Raw genomic sequence first — 22,571 nt, forward strand, 5'->3', positions numbered from 1 at the left:
AGAATTTAGAATCCGCGTCATTGAGAACTCGGTCGGATAAAGCCCACAATATTGAGCTGTTGCTCCGCCTGTTGAAGAGTTGCAGCCGTAGAAACTCGGGAGTCGACGATTCCTTGACCCGTGATCGGATCATGATGGTAGTTCGCCTCTACGATAGTAATGCTATTTACCGATACATTCGTCACTTTTGCCACATGCCCGTATGGAGCATCCTCGGGATTGCTCACCGGGATAACCGCCACATCTCCTACTTTCGGCATTTCAGAAAGGTGGACATTGATCGCGTTTTGTTTGTCAGCGAGAGTAACCAGTCCCGGCGGCAGTTTGGTGCCCAAATCATTGCGAACGAACGAAACGCAGTTATTGTTGTTCTGTGGCGTCGTCGCCAAGTTGGGTGTCATGCATACGACGCCCGCCGAAGTGCTGCACCCGCGTATCGCCGTCTTTTGTTCGTTCGCCGCTATCTGGGCTACGGATTGCGCCTTGGACTGCTGTGAATTGATCATTCCTGAATTCGCCGGCGTCACGGTGATACGGGTAGGTCGTTGAGGGACTTGTATCGTCGGCGCAGCCGGCCCGGCGACTATAGCGTTAGCCGTCGGAACAATGCCCCGGGTTTGGTTCGGCATGATCGCCGCCGTCGTATTCGCGATGCCCGAGGAGCCCAAGCGCGGCTGCGCCGCCGTCGGGCTGACGGTTGGCGAAATACTAACCGGCGGCTGAATATTTTGCTGAGGGGGCGTTGGTCCGGTTGGACTCGTCGCAGCTGTGGAGGTGCCGACCGAAATATTCGGGGCGGTTGTACTGCCTATATTGGAAGGCTGATTGGCGTTCGGTATCTGATAGCCGTATTGGTAAGCAGCCTGTTGAGGCGACATGAAATTCTGGCTCCCGTCTGGGCGTGTCACCGTCACGGTCCCATTCGAGTTTGCGATAAAGCGAGGCGCAGCCGGCGCTGCGGACGGCGCGACACTCTGATAAAGCTGCTGTCTTGCGGATTGGTTCGCACCGTTTGAATGTGCGATAGGCGCCTGCGATGTAGGAACGTTCGATTGGATGTGTTGAGGCGCGGTTTTTGCGCCCGGCGATGCCGAAATAACTTTTTGGACTTGAGGCACAACAGCGGTTTTGGGAGCAGAAGTGGTCGAATTGGCCACAGTCGATCCGGCTTGTCCGTCACTGACGAACCCGCTCACGAACGAGATTGCAGCAACGGCGAGAGCGAGTCCTTTTCGCATTTTTTCCTCCCGGAAATTGTCTACTGAGACGAAGGAGATGCTATGACTAGGCGAGGGGCCTGTATGATGGGCTGTACTGGAAGTTGGGTCTGCGCAATTTGAATCTCGTGCAGATCGGAGCCTAGCTTTATCGCAATTGAATATCTTCTCATGCCGGCGCTGGTCGTAGCCGGCTTGTCGATCTCCAGTTTCCCAGCATACGTTCCGCCCGGCTGAAGGATGTGATCAACGAGTGCGATTTCTTGAAGTTCGTTTACTCGGTCGGCATGGACCTGTTCCGCATTGCTACTAATGGCATTGCCATTGCTCGGATCGTTTCCCAGCCCGTCACTCACTCCGGCAAGCATCGAAGCGAGAAGTTCGCGGCCAAACCTTCGCGTTTCCTCTTCACTGATTAGCTCTTTGTCCGAGTACACTTTTAATTTTCCGGTCGGACGACCATTGATAATTTCCGTGGCTGAAACGTTATTGAGGTTAAATTCGATTGGCTGTGCCGAGGCATTCTGAATTCCGACGATAAAGGACGGGCGCGTGTCGAACGTGAACTGCGCCTCCGTCGGTCGCATTGAAACGACTGTCGTTCTTCCCCTCGACACGATTAAGCTACTGCCGTCCTGGCTTGATATTTCCTGTCGTGGGCTAGGTTCAAAGCTCACACTTTCCTTGGGAACGAGTCCGCAGCCCCCCAAAAGAGCACTGGCCGCGAACGCAAACACGATGTGCCCGTCCAACAATTTTGTCCCCTAAATGCAGCATTCTGTCGAATGCGGTTGTAGGCGTCAACCGCCTCTACCTGAAACCACAACTCCAGACGGTAGGACGAAAAACCATGCCCCACCCGACGAGTCAGGGCGTCGGGGCGTACCTAATCAAAGTAACCGAGCAACGGCGCTTAGGCGACATCGAAAGGCGCTTCAACGTGGCTCTGCCGGCTCGCATTGTTTTCGTTGGTTGGCGTCATTGGCTACAGCGCCCATAATGGGACGCCGTTGGACATCAATTCGGTGTCAAGCATCGGCGAGGTGCTCCTTACCTCAGTGGGTGCTTCCTCGCCGCAACTAGCGCCTATTGCCAGGTTGTCGAAGTGCACCGTAGTCCGGAGTTCCATTTCTCAAACCTCAGGCGGCCGTTGACCGTGACCTTGTCGCCAGGATTGAGATTATTTTTCGTCCCGCCATAACATGCTTGCGCCATCATGCTATCGCTGACGATTGGTTGAGCGACCTGCAGAGTTATTTGGCTTACCACCTCAATCCCTCCCGAAATTTCCCGAGAATCGACCGTCGTGACATCATAGAGGTTCATGTAATCGGAGCATGGCTCTTCTTTAAACATTGGCATAGAGACACCCGATTTCGTAAATATCCCGCGTGCACATTGGAGCACTTCGCTCGAATAAGGGCCTGAAGTTGTAACAGGATGGGCGCTAGCAAAACGTTCCGCGGTAGCCCGTCGTTGAGCTAGGATTCGAGCGGCTTGCTCTTGCACCGCCTGTTGTGCCTGTCTCGCATTCACCTGGTCTGCGTCGAACTTAAGAGCCAAGGCAGCAACTTCTGAAAAGGTAGCGCCGTTCGATCGCTGAATCCTGAAAAATTGCTTTCCATCTTGGGTAAAGACGCCGAAGCTCGCGCCACCCCGAGCAGCGTTATCGACGTATTGGTCGTAATCAAGAGCGATGGTCATACTCTGCAAACGTTGGCCTTTCACCTTTCCCGCTTGAATTTGGTCGTCGCACGTCTTCTTTACGTTGTCGTATAAATGAATAAGGAAATGGTCCATTTTAGTAGGGTTGACGAATTCTCTGATGTTGATTGACGGATCGACTCGACCGGAAAAGCGCATCAACGGGCCGTTTACTGGCGGAAAGTCGTATCCATCACCGTAAAAGCCATCACATTTGATCCCCATCTTCATCGTTTTGGTCCATCGAATGAAATCGCTTTGCTCGTCCGATGTCGGCGACTCCGCTTTTTCACCAGCGTTCGCACTACCACTCGCGGGCACTGCACCGGCTGCATTTGCCGTCTGCCTCTGGTCGAACGTAAAAATAATATCTTTCCAGTTATCGTAGCTCTCTGGTTTGAGCATCGAGTAAGGTTGACTCTTCGTGACTGCGTTGATCACGCTTTCGGCCACTAACGCAAATTGTGGGCTATTCTTTGGTTTGACGACTTCGGCCGGCGCCGCGAGCGTTCCATCCGGCTTCAACCTTATGCGGACATCGACAACAAGCTCTTCTGGTCCAACGCCCTGCGTTGCGGGTACACGCCATACGGTGAGGAGTTTCGTCGTCAATGCATTCATTTCCTCACGGGACAAGGTCTGGTTGGTATTGGATGGAGATGCGGTTGGAGCGCTATCTGGCGGGTCTAGCGGCGCGCCTAATTCAACTATTCGAGAATTTATCGCTTCGAGCAGGCAAGGCTTCTTCTCTTGGAGTTCTGCTACCGGCACCGCAGGTTTGTTATCCAGTTGGCATCGCATGTTACGATCGCGTATCCACCTAACTTGATCCTGAATCTTCATCTTCTTCTCATCGCCATTCAAGGTTTTGACGACGTTGTGAAACGCCTTGCCGAGCGCGGCGTCCACATTGCTTAGTTCTGCATCGCTGCAAATCAGCCGTGCTGATGCACTCTTGGCCGTCGCGCAATTAAAACTTGGCTTATTGGATGGCGCAGGTGTTTCAGCAGATGCGACCGATGTATCAGCCCCCGATGCTGTTTTGCAGCACTCAATCCACTGCCTGTCGCGACCACTGCTGAGGGCCCAACCCGTCTCACCTCTTGGGACCACTCGGACGTACCACCATCCATCAGGTTGCCGCTTCAATACCTCCAGCAAAGTACCGTTGGGCATCGCCATAAGTCGTTGTCCGCGTGACGAAGCCGGATCAGTTCTTAATGAAAGATAGGCGTCTGGCGGCTCAGTATTTGCGACATAAGACAGGGAGGCCCCGGGGGACGAATTGGAACTGAGCTGACCTTGTCTGGCCGATGACGTGGGTTGGCTAGTTGAACTGCATTCGGTACTGCGAAATTCTATCCACTTCCTTCCAGCGAGAGTCCCGGCAGCCTGTGCCGCCTGATATCTAGCAGCGCATTCCTGCGTCGTGATCCGCTGGACGATCGCTTCTTTTTGATTGTCCGCAACGGACGGACTGGCAGGTTCTGTCGCCGGTGATGGCGATGGCGCCGGGCTCGTTACCTTCAGGCGTTCGTTACAAGCGGAGTAATAGCCTCCGCCTGCAGCGATCCATTGCAATCCGCCGTTCGCGTTTATGCCCTTGTTCGCGTTGTATTGGTCGCGGCACGTGAGCATGCGGGCCCGCCCTTCAGTTTCTTGCGAATAGGCCGACGATACTTCAATGGGATAGATGATCTTGCTGTTGGAGGAGGGACTTGCAGGTGCAAGCGATGCGGACGCTTCAGCCGCTACATTCGCCTTGCACTGCGACCTAATAACAAGTCGCTCGGCACCATGAAGCCCTTGGGCGTCAGCCTGCTTGGAACATTCGAGAGACTCTGCTGACTGAGGCAATCCTTCACTGGACGCCAATACGACGGCCTGAGCTTTTGTAATACCTAAGCCCTCTTTGATCTTTACGAACTTGCCCCCTGAGACCACAGCAACCGCGCTTGAACACCCACCACTCCCACAAAAGTCCTGATCGTTTGTGGTTATCAGAAACCCGACTTTACCGTTTGGCAGAACAAGACGAACCATGTTGAATGATTCATTCTTACATTCGTTCGAGCACGCTTTACTCAATTCAAAGGCTCCAGCTAGGTCCTTTTCATCGAGAGGTTCACCAAGCGCTGTAGTCGCAATGCCAAAAGCTATTCCAAAACCGGCGAAACCCAGCGCTATGGTCCGCATAACCGTCCTCCCCCCCTGAAATATGTCGAATTATCTCCGGTTCCTGATCACACGCAAGGGTTTAACGGTGGTGACAGTCGCTCGATTGCGTCCTGAAACGTGCTGGGTTGGCGATGGTTGCACCACATTTCCTCTTACGTCTGCGCGCTATTTCGATTGTAAGCCGGCGCAAATAGCGCCAAAATTGTTACCGGACTGGGGACGACCGATGAGGCTGGCGGCACTTTTGCTGGGTATTTTTGGCGGGCTGTCAGGATTATCACTGGCGGTCTATGGGCACGTCGCGGTGGCGATTGTGGGTGGCCTCGGCGGCATGCCAACAGGTCAGCAGGATGCTGCGAAACTCCTGCTATATGGTCTTCCGATTGCCTCGTTTGTCGGAGCCGGCCTGGCATTTTCTCAGGCCGGCCTTAGCGCGTTGCTACTGCTCGGAAGTGCTGCAGGCTGGTATATTATCGGGGCAAATTTCGGCTACGGATTTAACGTAGTTACGGCAACAACCATGATCCTTGATGGTCTTGCAGGCCTGCTCGCAATCGGGGCAGCCGGCAGTCAAACGAAGTCTCAAGATTCCAGCGATATCCGTGTTTCAAGAATTCAAATAGATCGCAATGCCTATGAGGTGGACAATTCTCATGGCCCGGAAGTGGGCCTCATCGCAGCACCTCAATCGGGTTATGACGCGCGGAAATGGGACGCGCTGCTGAAATACGATGACGAACTTGCGAGGATCGCGGCTCTATTAGAACCCCTAGGAAAGAAATGGTCCGACCGATTAGCCTCTGATTATCTCGCTATCAACGACAAAAGGTATTTGCCGGAGATAGCGAGAAAAATCATGCTCGATGCCAGGGCGGAACGTGACCGCGAGGATGCCGAAAGGCAGCTGTTGGAAGCGCACGATGCGCGAATACAAGCTGACTATGCGCAACGATTGGAAGAAGTCCGACGTACTGCTCCAAAACGGATAGCGGGAGGGCTTGCGGTTCTTGCCGGGATCGCCCTCGTCGGGGCGGGTCTGTGGTATTTTACGCCTTACTTCAGACCGGGGCCGAACCCACCTCTAGCCTCGACCCGTGCGGCGCAGAACTCGCCAGTTGCATCCTCTTCAACTCCATCAACCCCGGCGAATCTGCCCGACTTCGCCTATCAACTTCCGGAGAAATACCCGGGTGACATGGCCGTACTGCGTTCGATCATCCCAGACGGGTTAAAGTCCGTTGAATGGGTTTATGACCTGAAAGGGGTCGCATCGGCGCTCAAGACCATTGAGTGGAATGGTAAGACCTATCGCGGAGGATCGGTTTGCAAACCGCACGATTGCGGAGCGAACATGTTTGTTTTCCTGATTGCGCTGGACGGCTCTCGTGCCATTGCGACCTTGAAATCGGATACCATTCCGGGAGTTCAGTCAGTGACACTCGGACCCTTTCAGTCTGGAGAGTTCGCGAGAATCCAGCAATTCTACAAAGAGATCGGTAACAACTAGACCCGATAAAAAAATCCGCCGAAGCAAAAAGTTAGTAAGGCTTGCCCGGACAAGTCTTTTTTATGAAATCGATCGCGCGCTCTCGCCTCGTCGCAAATTCAGCTTGCAGCGCCGCGATGATCTTCAGTGGATCACAACAGAATCAGCACATCACCCGTTTGTCACGTACTTCTTCACCCGATTACCCTGCCCGCGAGGCTTAGGTTGATCGCCAGGGCAGCTCGTCAAATGCTAGAGTTCAACGGAAATTTGCCAATAGTCACGGTGCCCATCTTTATCTCGGTTGGTGCGCCAGTTTTCCATTATTTTACAGCGCGATATGCACGTATCCGACAAAGACGCCAGCGGAGACTTACTTGAGCGAGTAAGCAATCCGAAGAAAACTCGTCGCTGAGTAGCGCAGCTCAGCCACGACGCGCGCGGTGATCAGTGGGCGGCGCTGCTGGCCAAGATGCGACGAAATTCGTAGCTGTGATTGGTAGGATGGCAGCAAGCCGGCCTAATCGTCGACGATAGGAGGCCGCCTCATTCGCTACCGGCATCCGGACGTCGATAGCTGCGCCACAAAACCTAGTACCACCTCAGCCAGCTTGATGCGGCTATCGAGATCAGTCATGAACGTATTGGCGACGACGGCAGGCAGATCCAGTTCGTTCACGCTTGCCGCATCTTTGTGATCGAGAACGAGGCCGTCGATCAAACCTGCGTAGTGCCGCGCGACAGCTACAGATGTCGGTTCGACGCCAAGTTCATTCATGATCTTTTCAGTGGGACCCTTGACTGCCTTTCCAGCGATTATCGGCGACACGGCAATCGCCGGAACGCATCTCTTCCTAAGCCCTTCCTGTATCGGTGGTATGGATAGTATGGGATCGATGCTGAGGTATGGATTGGACGGGCAAATCACAATTCCCGTCAGGCTATCCGATCCCATCGCGTCGGAAACCGCTTGCGAGATTCGAGCTCCATCGGCGCCTTCAAAGGCGACGCCGCTGATCCTCGGCTCGCAACGCTCCTTCACAAAATATCTCTGGAAATCGAATGCTCCTTCGGAGGTGAGCACCTTCGTCTGGAGGACGTCATCCGTCGCCGGAAGCACTCTTGCGCGAACGCCCAACCTTCGAGCCAGATCGCCCGTTATGTCCGTGAGAGCTTCCCCGGCCCGCAAGCGTCGAGTTCTTTCGACATGCACGGCTAGATCGCGATCGCCGAGGCTGAACCATGTCTCGCCGCCCAGTTCCGCGAGAGCCTGCATGAACTGCCACGTTTCGCCGGCCCGTCCCCAGCCTCGCGAATGGTCACTCAGACCCGACAGGGTGTAGAGCACGGTGTCGAGGTCGGGGCAGATACGGAGGCCGAGATGTTCAAAATCGTCGCCGACGTTCACAATGACTGTTAGTCGATCACCGAGAACATGCTGAAGACCCAGAGCAAGCTTGGCCCCTCCCACTCCGCCACATAGTGCGATGACTTCGCCGCTGTTATCTCGCCCTTCCTGTTTGGCCGTCATCTGAACATGTCCAGCTCTTTGGGTCGCACAAGGGCCCGGGCAGGCTTGTTTTCAGCAGGACGATCAAATCCGCGGATATGGACAACCGGCATCCCTTCCGAAGCCTGCCCCATCATGAGCGACGCCGCAGCAGCCAGTTCATCTGCAACCGCAACTTCCGTTATCTGCAAGCGACGCCCGTATAAATCTGGCCTGCCAACGAGGCTTTCGATCGATGGTACGCCGGCGCACCCCAGCGCCACGCCAACCACGCCGTTCCGCCACGGCCTGCCGAACGAGTCGTTTATGATGACTCCAATGGAAACCTTGAACTCTGCGTCGATCGTCTGCTTGATCTTGGCGCAAGAGCCATCGGGATCTGATGGTAACAGCAGTACGAGAGGGTCGCCACGCGAATGATCAATATTGGACTCGTCGATACCAGCGTTGGCCATAACGAAGCCCAGCCGATGAGCGACGATCAGCACATTCGTTCGATATCTCAGTACCGCTGTCGATTCGGAAAGAACGACCTCAACATGCCTGGGGTCTTTGCCGGTCGCCTTGGCAAGCTCAAGGGCCTTCGGCCCTGGCGCAATATCGGCTAGATTTACATAGCGCCCCTCGGCCTTTGATACGATCTTCTGAGCGATGACGATCACGTCACCATCGTTCGGGATGATCCCATCGCTGCGTAAGCGAGTCACTATGATCGCCGCGACGTCGTCGCCGGGCTCGATCATCGGAATGTCCGATATGGCCGATAGAGTGAGCTTTTTAGCCATTGCTGTTTGATCTCCTGGCTCAGCGGCCGATCATTACCGCGCCGACGATGAGCACGATCGCACCGAGAATTCTTACCGCCGTCGCCGGGTGTTGAGGTATTCCCAGCAGGCCCACATGATCGAAGACCAACCCCCCGAGCATTTGTCCGACGACGATGAGCGCGAGGACCGCCGCAACTCCTAACCGCGGCGTGAGTACGATCGTCGTCCCGATAAAGATCGCGCCGAACACTCCACCCGCCCAGGAGACCAAGGGCAATTTCTGGACGCCGGCACCGGAGGACCAGGGGCTCCCCGACAGGACCGCAACAATGAACATAACGAGGGTACCCGTGGCAAAGCTCACCAGCCCGGCCCACCACGGCGAGCCGAGATCCGCTTTCAGATTAGCGTTTAGAATTTGCTGAACCGCCGAGCTCAAGCCGGCTCCAACGGCCAACAAGCACAGCACAATGTTCGCGTAGGACGTCACGACACTACCCTCCATCAGCGACTGGCAAATTGGCCGGGCCCTGCGCGGCATATTTGAGAGCTCCAACGTTAAGAGCTTCGAAGACGCACGAGATACGCACAATCGTCAGGAGCGCTGCCTTCCTTCCGCACGACCTTCACGATCGCGGCAGCGCCGCATTGTCCGCGGCGCCGCTGCGCTGTCTCCTTGCCCCTATTCGGCGGCCAGGCCTTCCTCCGCCGGAACTAGCTTGCCATCCTCGACAGATCCCTGCACTTCCTGCCTTTCAAGTGCTGCCAGCAACGCATTCAAGGCGATTCCTCCAAATGTCGCTGTGCCAATACCGTGAAGCGAGAAGCTTCCGATCTGAAGCGTGAAGTCACCCGTGCCCATGATCATGATCGCAGAGGCAACAATGAGGTTCCTGTTGCTCGTGAGGTTAACCCCATGATTCATCCAGATCCGCATGCCGGTCACCGCGATTAGCCCGAACACGACGATGGACACGCCACCCAGTATCGGCGATGGAATCGTCATGATGAGCGCACCAAACTTCGGTGAAAAACCCAAGACCAGCGCCATGAGTGCTGCGATCACAAACACCAGGCTGGAGTATATCTTGGTAACGGCCATGACGCCGATGTTTTCCGCATAGGTCGTAACGCCCGTACCGCCGAACATTCCGGAAACCATTGTTGCCAGACCGTCGCCGATAAATGCGCGTCCGACATACCGATCAAGATTCCGACCGGTGATAGCAGCGACCGCCTTCACATGACCGAGGTTCTCGGCCACGAGAATCAAGGCAATCGGCACGAGCAAGGTAATGCCGCTCGCTGTAAACGTCGGAGTCGAAAATGCCGGCACGCCGAACCATGCTGCGTTAGCGACGGAGGTGAAGTCGATCGGCTTCCCCATTCCACCGACATTGGCGAGGACCACGTAGAAGGCGTAGGAGCCCAACACCCCAACCAGCAGCATCAATCGACGCGTTAGCCCCAGCATCGCAACAGCCACGAACCCGATCGTTACGACCGTGAGCAGGGCGAACGTCGTCTCAAACACCCCCGTGCCGACGTTCTTGATGGCGACCCCCGCAAGATTGAGCCCGAGAACCGCAACGACGGCGCCCGTCACAACGGGCGGCATCAATCTTTCAATCCACTTGGTGCCTGTCATCGTGACGAGCAAGCCAATGCTTGCGTACGCGGCACCGCATACGATGATTCCGCCAAGAGCAGGTCCGATATTCGCGTTCGCTCCGGGTCCGGCATACGCGGTTGCAGCCATCACGGAGCCGATAAAAGCGAAGCTCGAACCGAGATAGCTGGGAATGCGCCCTCCCACGACGACGAAGAAGATGAGAGTCCCAACGCCCGACATCAGGATCGCGACATTCGGATCAAATCCCATGAGCAGCGGCGCAATGACCGTCGCACCGAACATTGCGACGACGTGCTGCATTCCCATGGCAATCATCTGGGGCCAGGGCAGTCGTTCATCCGGGCCGATGATTTGGCCCGTGCCGGATTTCGGCAGTCTCCAAGCGGGAAAATAACTATCAGTCATTTGATTTCCTCCGATTACATTCGTCCCCAAAACAACCAGCGGCGAGTCTTCTGCCCGCTGCCCACAGTCAACTCTCGTAGCCAGCACGCTCCAACACCGCGTGAAGAAGCACATTGCCGCCTGCGGTCAGATCCTCAGGCTTGGCTGATTCCAGCTCGTTGTGACTAATGCCATCCTTGCATGGCACGAAGATCATTCCTGTTGGTGCAACTCGGGCAACATAGACTGCGTCGTGGCCAGCACCAGAAATCACGTCCATCGTCGGATAATTGAATCGCTTTGCTGCTTCGCGAACCGCTTGAATGCAGTCGACATGAAACGGACAAGGCGGATAGTACGAAACGCGCTCGATGTTGATCTCGAGGCCGCTCTTTCTGCGCTCGTCCTCCACGCACTGAAGCATCTCTTCGTGCATCTGCACCAGGACTTGCTCTTCGGCATGCCGAAGGTCGATGGAGAACTTGACGCTTCCCGGGATGACGTTTCGGCTGTTCGGATGGACCTGCACCATCCCTACGGTGCCGCGGCCATGGGGCTGATAGCGGTCGGCAATCACGACCACCTGCTGCATGATCCGAGCAGCGACCTGCATGGCATCCTTCCGCAGCGCCATCGGCGTCGGTCCGGCATGCGCCTCCATGCCAATGACCTCGCAATCGTACCATGTCAGGCCCAGCACGGCCGGCACGACGCCGATGACCTTGTTTTCATCTTCGAGAATTGGGCCTTGCTCGATGTGAGCCTCGAAATACGCGCCGATCGGATGGTGGCCCGGAATCTCTGGCCCGACGTAGCCGATCCGTTCAAGTTCAGCCTCGACCGTCCTGCTGTCCGTATCGGTAGCAGCGTACGCGCGCTCCAGGTCGACAGCACCGCAGAATACGCCGGATCCCATCATCACGGGGACAAATCGCGACCCTTCTTCGTTTGTCCAGGATGCAACCTCGATCGGGGCTCGCGTTCGTATGCCATGGTCATTGAGCGTGCGCACGACCTCGAGCGCAGCAAGCACGCCGTAGCATCCGTCGAACTTCCCGCCTGTCGGTTGGGTATCGATATGGCTGCCGGCGACGACCGGAGGCAGCGAGTTGTCTGCCCCTTCCCGGCGCATAAAGATGTTGCCGATTTGGTCAATCGTGGTTTTCAGGCCCGCCGCCTCGCCCCAAGAAATCAGCAAATCTCTCGCTTGCTTGTCCAAGTCGGTAAGCGTCAGGCGATTGACGCCGCCCTTCGGCGTTGCGCCCAAACGCGCCAGCTCCATCAGGGAGTCCCAGAGACGTTGTCCGTTGATGGTGAGATTGGACTCTGTTGCTTGCATCGGAGGGGCTCAACTAGGCGCGAAACGCGGGGATGATCTTCTGGCCGTACGTCGCGATGATGTTCTCCTCGTCTCCGTTATCCAGATAGATGTTGAACTGCGTTACGCCCGATCGCCTGAGCGCAGTCAGCTTCTCGATGTGATCGTTCGGGCTGCCAAGTACACAGAATGCGTCGACGACATCCGGCGTAATGAATTCCAAGTACGGATTGTCGCTCTGTCCATGCTTGGAATAGTCGTAGCCCTGGCGCTTTTCGACGTAAGCAGTCAGGGTGCGGGGGACGAGGTCCGTCTCCTTGCCATATTTTTCGACAATGTCGGCCACGTGATTGCCGACCATGGCCGGGAACCATTTGGTGGCCTCGAAGCACTCCTCCTGCGAGCCAAAGAACGCCGGCGCCGCAGACATCACCTTGAACTTGGTCGGATCGCGCCCGGCGCTCTTCGCGGCAGCACGGCACTGCTCGGCAAACCATTTGCATAGGCCGGGCTCGGCAATCTGAAGAACGACGCCGTCCGCATTCTCACCGGCACACTTAAGTGCCATCGGACCATAGGCCCCGATCCAGGTGGGAAGTTCATAGCCTACCGCCCAGGGAAATTTCACGGCGCTTGGAGCGCCATCGTACCTCACCTCATCGCCCCGAACCATGGCTTTGACCGATTGAACGAACTCGGCAACTCGCTCCAGGGACGCCGGCTTCTTACCCATCACACGGCGCGAACTGTCGCCGCGACCCACCGCGATTTCGAACCTGCCCCCGGCCTGCTTCGCAAGCGAGGCGAACATCGAGGCGGCGACCGACCAGTCTCGCACGTCGGGGTTGGTGACGAGAGGCCCAAAGTGCATGTTCGACGTGTGCTCCATGCACATGGCGATGGCCGGATAGCAGTCTCGCCATAGCACGTGCGAGTCGTAAAACCAGCAGTGACTGAAACCTGCGTGTTCAGCCATCCTGACCAGATAGCGCGCGCGGTCGGCTTCAATGAAGCCCTTGAAGCAGATCCCGAAGTCCATAAGTCGTCTCCCTGAAATCGAGGCTCGAAGCTATTGAATGTGGCTTTTCACGCCCGGATTCGGCCGCCAGATCCGTATCCCCGCATGCGTGAAAGGCACCTTCTTGCTGATGTTTAGGCGGATCAGAATTGCGGTAATCGCTTCAACGCACCTGGCACTTTCGGCCGGTCCTGCATCGTAGGAGGTCACGCCGAGCTTCTGAATGAGATCCATGACCTCTGTCTTCGCTTCAAGCGAATTGCCGACGACCAGGACGTCGCAGTTGATGCTCTGATCGAGATGCGACAGGCAATGCGCCGATACGTTGTGTAGAGCGCCGACGACCGGCACGCTCTGGCCAAGAAGAGCTTGAGCGGCTTCTGTTGCGGATCCTTCCGGGGGCATCATCACGATCCGCGGATTGTCAGGTGCCAGCGGAACGGCAAGGTCGACAAGAATCTTGCCGGCAAGTTCCGCGCTTAGAGCACGCAGGGTTTCATTGTGAGCCGCAAATGGCACGGCAAGAAAGACGAACCGCTCTGCGGCCAAAAGGGCCCCCGAGTTGTCGCTTCCTTCTATTCGGACCGCAGCCGGACAATCCGCCAGTTTCCGGTTCAGCTCACCCGCAATCTCTGCGGCGCGGCCTGCGTCTCGCGAGCCAAGCGTGACGCTTACGCCCGCGCGTGCGAAGCGAAGTGCCAGGCCTTGGCCTTGCGGTCCGGTGCCGCCCAAGATAGCGATGCTCATCTGTGCGCCTCTACGATCGATGCTGCGATTTCGATTTCTTTTCCAAGGGATCGCTCGGCAACGTAAGCCGCGGGCGCCGTCTTGCCGCTGGACATACTGGCAATGTCACAATCGATGTGCCGAGCTCGATCGATCACACCCGCCAACGCAACCTGCCCCCACGAATAATCGAGCGGCGTATCCAGATCTCGAGACAGTGCTGGAAGATGCAGGCTTACCGGGGATAATCCGCAGCGTTGGGCTTCGATCAAATGCCGATCCGCCGACCCTCTGCCAAACCGAAACGTGAATGAACCAGGGATAGGAAGACACAGGCCGTTGGTTCCACCATCGGCGGAGCGGACAACGACGACTTGATGGCGATCGGCTTGATCGAGCACTTGCGCCAACTCTTCCTGGCGCCAACTGATGATATCGCAGGGCACGACAAGGATCCGCTCGTAGCGGCGTGTCGCCGCCCACTCTGCTGCCCGCTCCACGGCCAGATTGAGCCCGCTCTCACACGGTTCGAGCAAAGCGCTTGCGCCGAGAGTCTGCGCTCGGCGCGCGATCGCCGCACTTGGCGTCACCACGAGACGCTCCAGTTCGGGGTAACAGGCTGTAAAGAACCTTTGGCTCTCATGAAAGAGCGCCAGAGCTAGACGCTGGCGTCCCTGCGCACCGACTGCCCTTTGGAGACGGGTTTTCGCTCGCATCAGGGCCTTCATAGGCATTGCCACGAGGATATTTTTCCTATGGCCCGTCCTTCCGGCATAAATGTTAGCCATGCCGCATCTCCGTCAAATCGCGACTGCCCGATCGGTTCAGGAACGCGAGAGGATCTGACGCACGGGGCTTGAGCGGACCATGCTCTGCAGGATCGTGCTCCCTGTAATCCTCCAACGCATCGTACAACGTGCTTCTTCGACGGGGAGTCCGATTGGCGGCTCGTATGAGTCGCACCATCTCCGACGCAGTGACTTCCTCGCCATAGTTTGCTCCGGCTGACTTCGAGATGGATTCATCCATCAACGTTCCACCAAGGTCGTTGACACCTGCATTGAGGAGACCCGACGCCATTTCCGCTCCGAGCTTGACCCAGGAGACTTGAATATTGTCGATCCATCCGGCGAGCATGAGCCGCGCCACCGCGTGCACCTTGAGGTGTTCGTCGCCTGTCGCTCCCGGGCGCACCCCCGGTATCAAGCGCTCTACGAACAGAGGGGCCTGTGCGTGCACGAATCCCAACGGAACGAACTCGGTGAAGCCGCCGGTGTCCTTTTGAATTGATCGGAGCAGTTCGATGTGCGACGCCCAATGGCGCGGCGCGTCGATGTGGCCGTACATCATCGTCGAAGTGCTTCGAAGCCCGATCGAATGAGCGGCTCGTATCGTCTCCACCCAGGCATCGGCCGTCAGCTTGTCTCGGGTCAACTGCCTGCGGATTTCGGTGTCGAGAATCTCGGCAGCTGTTCCGGGTATCGAGCCCAAACCCGCCTCCTTCAGTTCCTGCAACAACTCTATGACGGGCACTCTCAGCTTGCGGGCGCCGTGCCAGATTTCGAAGGGCGAGAAAGCGTGAACGTGTAGCCCCGGCACCTGCCCCTTAACGGCCCGCACCAGATCGCTGTAGTAATGGGGTGGCAGATCCGGGTGCAGCCCGCCTTGCATGCAGACTTCCGTTGCGCCGCGGTCCCAGGCGATTTGAGCCCGGTGCGCCACCTCTTCCATGCCGATCCACTGAGCATCGGCGTCTTCGCGCCTTTTCGCGAAACCACAAAATCGACAGCCCATGTAACAGACGTTCGTAAAATTGATGTTTCGGGTAACGACGAAGCTGACGACGTCTCCAACCCTCGCTCGACGTACGTGATCGGCAGCAGCAGCAATTGCCGGAGCATCTGTGGGAAGGCCGTTCAGCAGGATTTCACCGTCCTCACGCGTTATCTCATGCCCGCTCAACGCCCGTTCCAGGATTTCGCGGACGGTGGGGGACGCCGTGGAAAGCACGTATTCGATGTTCATGGCCGCGCCTCCTCCGTCAAACAATGCACTTGCTTCCGAGGCCATCCGTTTTCCCCGGCCAGCCGAAACAGCGCGCTTCGTGGAGCAGGCGCAAGGAAGCGCTCACCGTCGCGGAGGTACGACGGGTATGTGGTAAGGCGCTCCGCCAGGCCCATTCCTTTTTGGTGGCAGCGACGCTCAACCTCATCCACGGCCGGCCACGCTCGCTCGGGATTGATGTGATCAGCAGTCAAAGGCGATATGCCGCCCCAGTCGTTGATGCCCGCGTCGATGTAGCGTTCAAAGGCATCGCCGAGATTTGGCGGCGCCTGCAAGGATACCTCGACTGGCAGGATCAGGCGGGCTACGGCCAGGGTCCGCAGCATGTCATCGAGATCGGGCTCAGGCGCATCGGACATCGGCGTGCCCGCCTTGGCGCGGAAGTTTTGAACAATCACCTCCTGCAAGGTTCCGTATCTGGCTTGAATCTCGGCAAGAGCGAGCAGGCTATCGATCCGCTCAGCCCAGGTCTCTCCGATGCCGATAAGGATGCCGCTTGTCGTCGGCACGGACCATTCGCCAGCCAGCTCCAGCGTTCGCAGCCGCAGCAGAGGGGCCTTATCGGGACAACCGTGATGCGGCATGCCCTTCTTCGTCAGGCGGCGACTGGAATTCTCCAGCATGAGTCCGATGCTACCGGCGACCGAGCGAACCTTCTGCATCTCATCGGGCCGCAAGGTGCCTGCATTCACGTGGGGAACGAGGCTGCTGTCGTTCAACACCTGACCGCACATGACCACGACGTAGTCGATCGTGCTGGCATAACCCAGGTTGCTTAGCGTCTGGCGAGCCTCTCCGTGGCGTAGCTCCGGGCGTTCTCCAAGGGAGAACAGCGCTTCCTTGCATCCGAGCTCCTCCCCTCGCAAAACGATGTCCATCACCTGGCGCGGAAGTAGATATCCAGCACCGGGTTCACCGGGTTGCTTTGCGAAGACGCAGTAGCCGCACGCCGATCGACAGAGATTGGTGAGCGGGACGAAAACCTTGCGGGAATAGGTCGTCACCTTGCCCCATTTGGCGTCGCGCAGCTCGACCGCCTCCGCCATCAATGCGTGCAGTGCTGCGCCGCTTGCGTCACCAAAGGACAGCCATGTCTCTCTCAAGCTACGTTTGGTCATTGGGAGAACCACAAAAGGCGACAATGTCACGCGTGAATTAGATAGCGGATTCCATTGGTTGATCTGTCGTGAGACGATCGACCCCGCCAAGTAGCGGAGCAAACGCTGGACGCTTCACATATCGGCCGGCGCCGGCAGTCGCCGACAGTTGGCCGTCGCTAAAAACCAACCTACCTCGGCTGATCGTTCGGACAGGTACGCCACGAACAGTGCGTCCCTCGAAGACGTTGAAATCGCCCTTCGAAAACTGCGTCTTGGCGGAAAAGGTCTTGGTCGCATCGGGATCCCATACCACCAGATCGGCGTCCGCCCCTGCCGCCACGACCCCCTTGCGAGGATAGATGTTGAAGAGTTGGGCGGCATTGGTTGACGTGACTTTGACGAATTCAGAGCGGGTGATTCGTCCGCTATTTACACCGCCATCCCAAATGATCGCCATTCGCTCCTCAACTCCACCGCAGCCATTTGGGATCTTCGTGAAGTCATCCTTCCCCATCGCCTTTTGCTCTGCGCAAAAAGCGCAGTGATCTGTCGCGGTGGTGTGCAGGATGCCGCTTCGAAGCGCTTGCCACAGGCGCACTTGATGTTCGGCTGCCCGAAACGGTGGACTCATCACGTGTGCCGCGGCTGTCGCGACGTCTCGATCATGATACACGGCATCGTCGATGGTGAGATGGCCGGCCAACACTTCGCCATAGACTCTGTGACCTCGTAGCTGAGCGCGAGCGATGGCATCGACCGATTCTGCGCAGGACACGTGGACCACATAGAGCGGGGTCCCAAGCACTTCGGCGATTGCTATTGCGCGGTTCGCCGCTTCTCCCTCCAGAGCAGGCGGACGCGACAGGGGATGAGCTTGAGGTCCCCGCACACCGCGATTGAGATACTTTTGCTGAAGAGCGTAGACGAGATCGCCGTTCTCGGCGTGAACTGTGGGAATTGCCCCCAACTCAAGTGCCCGGGCGAAGCTTTTGGCAAGAACGTCGTCGTCCGCCATGATAGCGTGTTTGTATGCCATGAAGTGCTTGAAGCTGTTGACGCCATGGTCACGCACCAAAACGCCCATGTCTTCGTGAACGCTTTCGTCCCACCACGTGACGGCGACATGGAAGCTGTAGTCGGCGGCTGATTTTTCAGCCCAGCCGCTCCAGGTGTGAAAAGCATCAAGCAGGCTCTGTTGCGGACTGGGAATGACGAAATCGATGATGGTCGTGGTGCCGCCGGCAAGGCCAGCTGCGGTGCCTGTGAAGAAATCGTCCGCAGCTACGGTTCCCATGAATGGGAGCTGCATGTGAGTATGCGGGTCAATGCCCCCGGGAAGAACATAGCCTCCTCCCGCATCCACGATCTCGGCGCCTCTGGGGACATCAAGATCCGTACCTACAGCGACGATCTTGTGCTCGAGGCATAAGACGTCGGCACGACGCTCTCCGTCGGCATTAACGACCGTTCCGCCACGAATGAGAATACTCATGCTCTTCTGCCACAGTCTTGAGGAGATGCCTGCTTCTGCGCGACGCCGAGCCGCGCACTTGCTGACACCCCACCGTTTCCTCGCGACGCTGCGCGTCTTTTATTCTTTCCAATCGGCCCAACTTTTGCCGATTGGCAAAACTTAGACTATGAGACTCCGGCATCCGGGACAGATACAGTTCTTGGGATTTTCACCATCCGTATTGGTGGACAGAGCAATACAGCTATCCACCCCGCCGTTCCGACGCGGAGTAGCGGCGGGAAGAACGTCAAAACCAGAATGGCGCCGCGGGGGTCATCGCAGCGCCATTCCTTTCACCCGGAGATCGTCAGGTGGTCAGAATTTCACGGTGATTCCGCCGTACACCGTCTCCTCGGTGCAGGAATTGTTGCTTACGCCGGGCGCGACGTTGCAGACCGCGCTGGCCTTATGATCGATGCCGAATTTGTTCTGCCAGTAGCGATAGGCGACCCAGACGTCGACGAAATGAGAGTACTTCGCGCCCCAGGCCGCCTTCGAAGCATCGAACGTCAGGCGGATCGGCTCGGAATTGAATTCCACCGCAGTCTTGGTACCCGGCAGCGGGTTGTTCTCGCTACCTTTCTGACCGTACCAGCCGGCGCGCCCACTGATCGACCAGAACTGCATTGTCTCGGGCAGGAAGCCGAGGTCCATGTAGTAGTTGGTCTCAACGGCCCATGTTGGATTGAAGCTGCGTTCACCATCCGTGAGGCAACTCACTCCCGGGACCGCGCCCGCGAAACCGCCGCCGCACTGGGTGAAGGCATTGCGGTTGTAATATTCCCAATACAACAGCGGCGACACGTTGAAATAGCCCTTGTACGGCAGGTCGAAGCCGAACTGGAGACCCGCTACTACGTCGCGCTTGGCCGGCGCCAGATACGTATTCTCGGTACTGGCGTCCATGCCGACTTCGAAGGAGACGTTGTGCAATGGCCCGACAGCGAACGCCTTCGTCTCGAAGATTTCATTCCAGCCAAGGGTGGAGCGAAACAGACCGTAGATTTCGGTAGCCCCAGCGCAGTTGGCGCCCGTCGCCACTCCCAAGCCTGGATTAAACACCACGCCGGCATTGGTACAGGGATTTGCCGGATCATTGTGATCCGACTTGAACATCGAGATCGTGAAAAAGTTCGAGCCGTAGGCCCAAAGATCGAAATGGGTAAAGGAATAGACTTGTTTGGCAGTGGTGCCGTTGATGCTGCCGTCCGGGCGGATTGAAAACATCCCGGGGTCAGTGCCCTTGGGCATCCAGGAAAATGAAACCCGGTCGTCGATCACCAAGAAGAACGGAATATCTGGTGCCTTCTTGATGGCCTTGGCCGGAAGGTCGGCGGCCGTGGCCGAGTTCGGTCCTGGCACGGCTGCCGCCGCAAGCATGATTGCGCCGACTAGGTATGAGCGTTTCAACATGTAGTCCCCCTGGTTGTGACGCGACTCGATAGCTCAGGCGTTTGAGCCTGAGGCCCCAATGACTCCCGTGCGGTCTACCGCCTCACAGCTCGTCACCCTGCAATTTTCCCACTGGCCTATTTTTTGCCATGTGGTAAAATCTCTTCAAAACAATGTGACAGCCGCCCTGGTGGCGACAGTCACAGTCATTTGAAAGTAGGCAAACCGTACTGACTATTTGACCTCCACAGTCATCAGACCTTCACGGCAAAGCGATGCAGTCTCTAACCGCGAGGAATACCGATCTGCGGATCGCACGGACGCTGCAGGCGATCGTCCTGGATCGATCGATTCGAGGCAGTCTGGTGGCGCAAATCGTTGCTGCTATTGAATCGCTCGTGAGCGGCGGAGCCTTGACGGCGGGCGAACGAATGCCGTCCGTGCGAAATATCGCCAGGCATCTCGAGGTAAGCACTTTCACAATTGTGGAAGCATATGAGCGGTTGATCGCGGCTGGTTGTCTGATTTCCCGGCGTGGCTCCGGATATTTCGTAGCGAGGCGAGACTCGACCCTGGGCGCCAGGCGGCCCGCAAATGATCCCGGGATATCCTCTGAATCCGTGTCGTTGTCAGCGTTGTCCCCTGACCTTTACATGGCAAACAGCGGCAAGGTGCCGGCTGGTGTTGGTTGGTTGCCCACCCAATGGTACGGAGATGGTTGGCTTCGGGACGCTGCCCGCCAAGCGATGCGCGTCCATCCAGATCTTTTACAGGGCTACGGACACTCTCTCGGGTTCTTCGAACTACGTGCGCTACTTGCCAGAAAATGGCAGCAATCGATTCCAGGCGTCGAACCGGACAACATCCTGCTGACCCGTGGCGCAACTCACGCATTTGATCTTCTGCTGCAAGCTCTCACGCAGCCTGGCGACAGTGTGCTGGTCGAGGATCCGGGGTATCCGCCACTCTTGGCGTTGATCGAACATCATGGTTGCGTACCCATTCCGGTCCCTCGTAACTCCTCCGGACTTAATATCGACGGGTTGGAGAAGTCGGCCGGGGAAATGGCGCCCAAATTGGCTTTCATTACGACCGTCCTGCACAATCCGTTGGGCACCACGTTAGACGCCGCCCAAGCACACCGCTTGTTGAAGTTGGCCGAACAGTTCGACTTCTGGCTCGTGGAGGACGATATCTTCCGGGAGCTTTCGGTGTCGGGGGCTCCGTCCTTAGCGGCGATGGATGGCCTCCGTCGCGTGATACGCGTCGACAGCACGTCCAAGACGCTCTCACCCTTTGTGCGGGTTGGCTCGATCTGCGCGCCTGACAAATTGATTGTCGAGTTGACCAGGGTGAAGATGGTGACCGGTTTGACGTCGTCGGAGCTGGACGAACGAGTCGCCTACTGTGCCATGGCTTCGGGAGAATATAGAAGAGCGGTTTCGCGTCTCCAGACCAGGTTGGAGAGTTCGCTCACGAGAGGATTGGAGCGTCTCGAGGCCATGGGATTGATGCCCCTGGCCCAGCCGCAGGGCGGCATGTTCATCGCAGCAAGCCTCGTTAGTGCAAACGGTGCTCCCACGAGCGGCAACTGGATTGCTCAATGCGCAGCGGCGCAGGGCCTCCTGTTGGCCCCGGCCTCTCTGTTTTCCCGGAACGTCGACGCGCCATGGTTCCGTTTCAATGTTGCGCACCTCGATAATCCGTTGCTTCATCGCTTTTTTGTCCGGTGGCAGGACGGGTTCTTTGGAAAGTCGGAAAAATGAACAAGAACTCAAAAACCAAGTCGAACGGAAAGCACTCTTCATCCAAGAAGCAGAGCTTGTTCACAGGGGCGATTAGCCGGCGTGCGAAACTGCGAGACGATTTGGAGCGCAAAATCCTGCTTGAGGCCGAAAAAATCTTCGCCGAGAAGGGATTTGCTGGCAGCTCGGTTGCAGAAATTGCATCCGCCGCCGATATCTCAAAACAGAATTTGATGTATTACTTTCCGACGAAGCTCGCACTCTACAAGCGCGTTTTGGCGGATGTCTTGGAAGATTGGTTGCGTTGCATGCAGACTTTTGCGCACTCATCGCGGCCTATCGATTTGGCGCTCATTGACTACATCAATGCGAAATTCGAGTTCTCCCGCCGCCGTCCCTTCGGATCGCGCGTGTTCGCGCTCGAGGTCATTGGCGGGGCCAAGAATTACGGTAAGGAACTGAAGGCAAAAGTGGTTCCAGCCTTGCGAGATGATATTGCAGCTCTGAACCGGTCAATTAAACCGAACGGACCGTCCTCGTTAAGCGCCGAACATCTGTTCTTTATAATTTGGGCTGCAACGCAATCCTATGCCGACTTCTCAGCCCAGATGGAGCTCATCCTCGATCGGCGACCGCTATCAGACGCCGACTTCGACCAAGCTCGGGCGACCCTATCGCAACTGATTCTAAATACGATAAGACCATTTCTGGATTCACCCTCGTCTCGCCCGATAAACAATATGCGGCCGCACCGACGCGAACTGGCAAAACAGCCACCCCAACAACAGCGTCCATGACGCAGCACACGGTCCTTCC

Annotated in this window: 18 protein-coding genes; 3 read left to right on the forward strand and 15 right to left on the reverse strand. The window is 57.0% G+C overall.

All coding sequences use genetic code 11. The features are described from left to right. Positions 1 to 17: 17 nt before the first annotated feature. From JJE66_RS03800 to JJE66_RS03810, 3 genes are all read right to left on the reverse strand, one after another. Complete coding sequence (locus JJE66_RS03800; RefSeq protein WP_200512770.1) at positions 18 to 1,238, reverse strand: CHAP domain-containing protein; 1,221 nt, start codon at positions 1,236 to 1,238, stop codon at positions 18 to 20. Positions 1,239 to 1,258: 20 nt separating this feature from the next. Further along, positions 1,259 to 1,969 carry a hypothetical protein gene (locus tag JJE66_RS03805; RefSeq protein ID WP_200512771.1) on the reverse strand — a complete coding sequence of 237 codons (711 nt, stop codon included), beginning with the start codon at positions 1,967 to 1,969 and terminating at the stop codon, positions 1,259 to 1,261. Positions 1,970 to 2,303: 334 nt separating this feature from the next. Beyond that, on the reverse strand, positions 2,304 to 5,117 hold the full coding sequence (locus tag JJE66_RS03810; RefSeq protein ID WP_200512772.1) for an SH3 domain-containing protein: 2,814 nt from the start codon (positions 5,115 to 5,117) through the stop codon (positions 2,304 to 2,306). A 208-nt stretch (positions 5,118 to 5,325) separates the two neighbouring features. Between JJE66_RS03810 and JJE66_RS03815 the strand changes: the two genes are divergently transcribed. Continuing rightward, positions 5,326 to 6,606, forward strand: coding sequence for an Ivy family c-type lysozyme inhibitor (locus JJE66_RS03815; RefSeq protein ID WP_200512773.1), 1,281 nt, complete (start codon positions 5,326 to 5,328; stop codon positions 6,604 to 6,606). A gap of 532 nt (positions 6,607 to 7,138) precedes the next feature. Here JJE66_RS03815 and cofD read toward each other — a convergent pair. The 12 genes from cofD to JJE66_RS03875 all read right to left on the reverse strand — a co-directional run bounded on the left by cofD (position 7,139) and on the right by JJE66_RS03875 (position 19,998). Beyond that, positions 7,139 to 8,116 (reverse strand): 2-phospho-L-lactate transferase, encoded by a 978-nt coding sequence (gene cofD / locus JJE66_RS03820; protein WP_200512774.1) that lies wholly within the window; start codon positions 8,114 to 8,116, stop codon positions 7,139 to 7,141. Beyond that, complete coding sequence (cofE, locus tag JJE66_RS03825) at positions 8,113 to 8,880, reverse strand: coenzyme F420-0:L-glutamate ligase (protein WP_200512775.1); 768 nt, start codon at positions 8,878 to 8,880, stop codon at positions 8,113 to 8,115. Before cofE ends, cofD begins: the two co-directional genes overlap by 4 nt. Positions 8,881 to 8,899: 19 nt before the next feature. After that, the gene (locus JJE66_RS03830; RefSeq protein ID WP_311979823.1) at positions 8,900 to 9,352 is read right to left on the reverse strand and encodes a DMT family transporter; all 453 of its coding nucleotides are present in this window, start codon (positions 9,350 to 9,352) and stop codon (positions 8,900 to 8,902) included. Positions 9,353 to 9,544: 192 nt separating this feature from the next. Next, positions 9,545 to 10,900, reverse strand: a complete 1,356-nt coding sequence (locus tag JJE66_RS03835) for a solute carrier family 23 protein (protein WP_200512776.1) — start codon at positions 10,898 to 10,900, stop codon at positions 9,545 to 9,547. Positions 10,901 to 10,967: 67 nt separating this feature from the next. After that, on the reverse strand, positions 10,968 to 12,218 hold the full coding sequence (locus JJE66_RS03840) for a Zn-dependent hydrolase (protein ID WP_200512777.1): 1,251 nt from the start codon (positions 12,216 to 12,218) through the stop codon (positions 10,968 to 10,970). 13 nt (positions 12,219 to 12,231) lie between these two features. Then, positions 12,232 to 13,236: a TIGR03842 family LLM class F420-dependent oxidoreductase gene (locus JJE66_RS03845; RefSeq protein WP_200512778.1), complete on the reverse strand. Its 1,005-nt coding sequence runs from the start codon at positions 13,234 to 13,236 to the stop codon at positions 12,232 to 12,234. 30 nt (positions 13,237 to 13,266) lie between these two features. Next, a complete protein-coding gene (gene npdG / locus JJE66_RS03850) occupies positions 13,267 to 13,962 on the reverse strand; it encodes an NADPH-dependent F420 reductase (RefSeq protein ID WP_200512779.1) in 696 nt (231 codons plus the stop codon). Then, positions 13,959 to 14,729, reverse strand: a complete 771-nt coding sequence (gene cofC / locus JJE66_RS03855; RefSeq protein ID WP_200512780.1) for a 2-phospho-L-lactate guanylyltransferase — start codon at positions 14,727 to 14,729, stop codon at positions 13,959 to 13,961. Before cofC ends, npdG begins: the two co-directional genes overlap by 4 nt. Continuing rightward, a complete protein-coding gene (gene cofH / locus JJE66_RS03860) occupies positions 14,722 to 15,966 on the reverse strand; it encodes a 5-amino-6-(D-ribitylamino)uracil--L-tyrosine 4-hydroxyphenyl transferase CofH (RefSeq protein WP_200512781.1) in 1,245 nt (414 codons plus the stop codon). Before cofH ends, cofC begins: the two co-directional genes overlap by 8 nt. Next, entirely contained in the window at positions 15,963 to 17,123 is a 1,161-nt protein-coding gene (cofG, locus tag JJE66_RS03865; protein WP_200515264.1) for a 7,8-didemethyl-8-hydroxy-5-deazariboflavin synthase CofG, read from the reverse strand. The genes cofH and cofG overlap by 4 nt, the downstream gene beginning before the upstream one ends. Positions 17,124 to 17,160: 37 nt before the next feature. Next, positions 17,161 to 18,597 carry a dihydropyrimidinase gene (hydA, locus tag JJE66_RS03870; RefSeq protein WP_246756063.1) on the reverse strand — a complete coding sequence of 479 codons (1,437 nt, stop codon included), beginning with the start codon at positions 18,595 to 18,597 and terminating at the stop codon, positions 17,161 to 17,163. A gap of 336 nt (positions 18,598 to 18,933) precedes the next feature. Next, entirely contained in the window at positions 18,934 to 19,998 is a 1,065-nt protein-coding gene (locus JJE66_RS03875; protein ID WP_246756290.1) for a hypothetical protein, read from the reverse strand. Positions 19,999 to 20,285: 287 nt separating this feature from the next. On the opposite strand from JJE66_RS03875, the gene JJE66_RS03880 reads away from it, so the two are divergent. Together JJE66_RS03880 and JJE66_RS03885 are read left to right on the forward strand one after the other, a co-directional pair. Then, a complete protein-coding gene (locus tag JJE66_RS03880) occupies positions 20,286 to 21,776 on the forward strand; it encodes a PLP-dependent aminotransferase family protein (RefSeq protein ID WP_200512783.1) in 1,491 nt (496 codons plus the stop codon). After that, on the forward strand, positions 21,773 to 22,552 hold the full coding sequence (locus JJE66_RS03885) for a TetR/AcrR family transcriptional regulator (protein ID WP_200512784.1): 780 nt from the start codon (positions 21,773 to 21,775) through the stop codon (positions 22,550 to 22,552). The genes JJE66_RS03880 and JJE66_RS03885 overlap by 4 nt, the downstream gene beginning before the upstream one ends. Positions 22,553 to 22,571: the final 19 nt, after the last annotated feature.

The organism is Bradyrhizobium diazoefficiens (assembly GCF_016612535.1).
Taxonomy (GTDB): domain Bacteria; phylum Pseudomonadota; class Alphaproteobacteria; order Rhizobiales; family Xanthobacteraceae; genus Bradyrhizobium; species Bradyrhizobium diazoefficiens_C.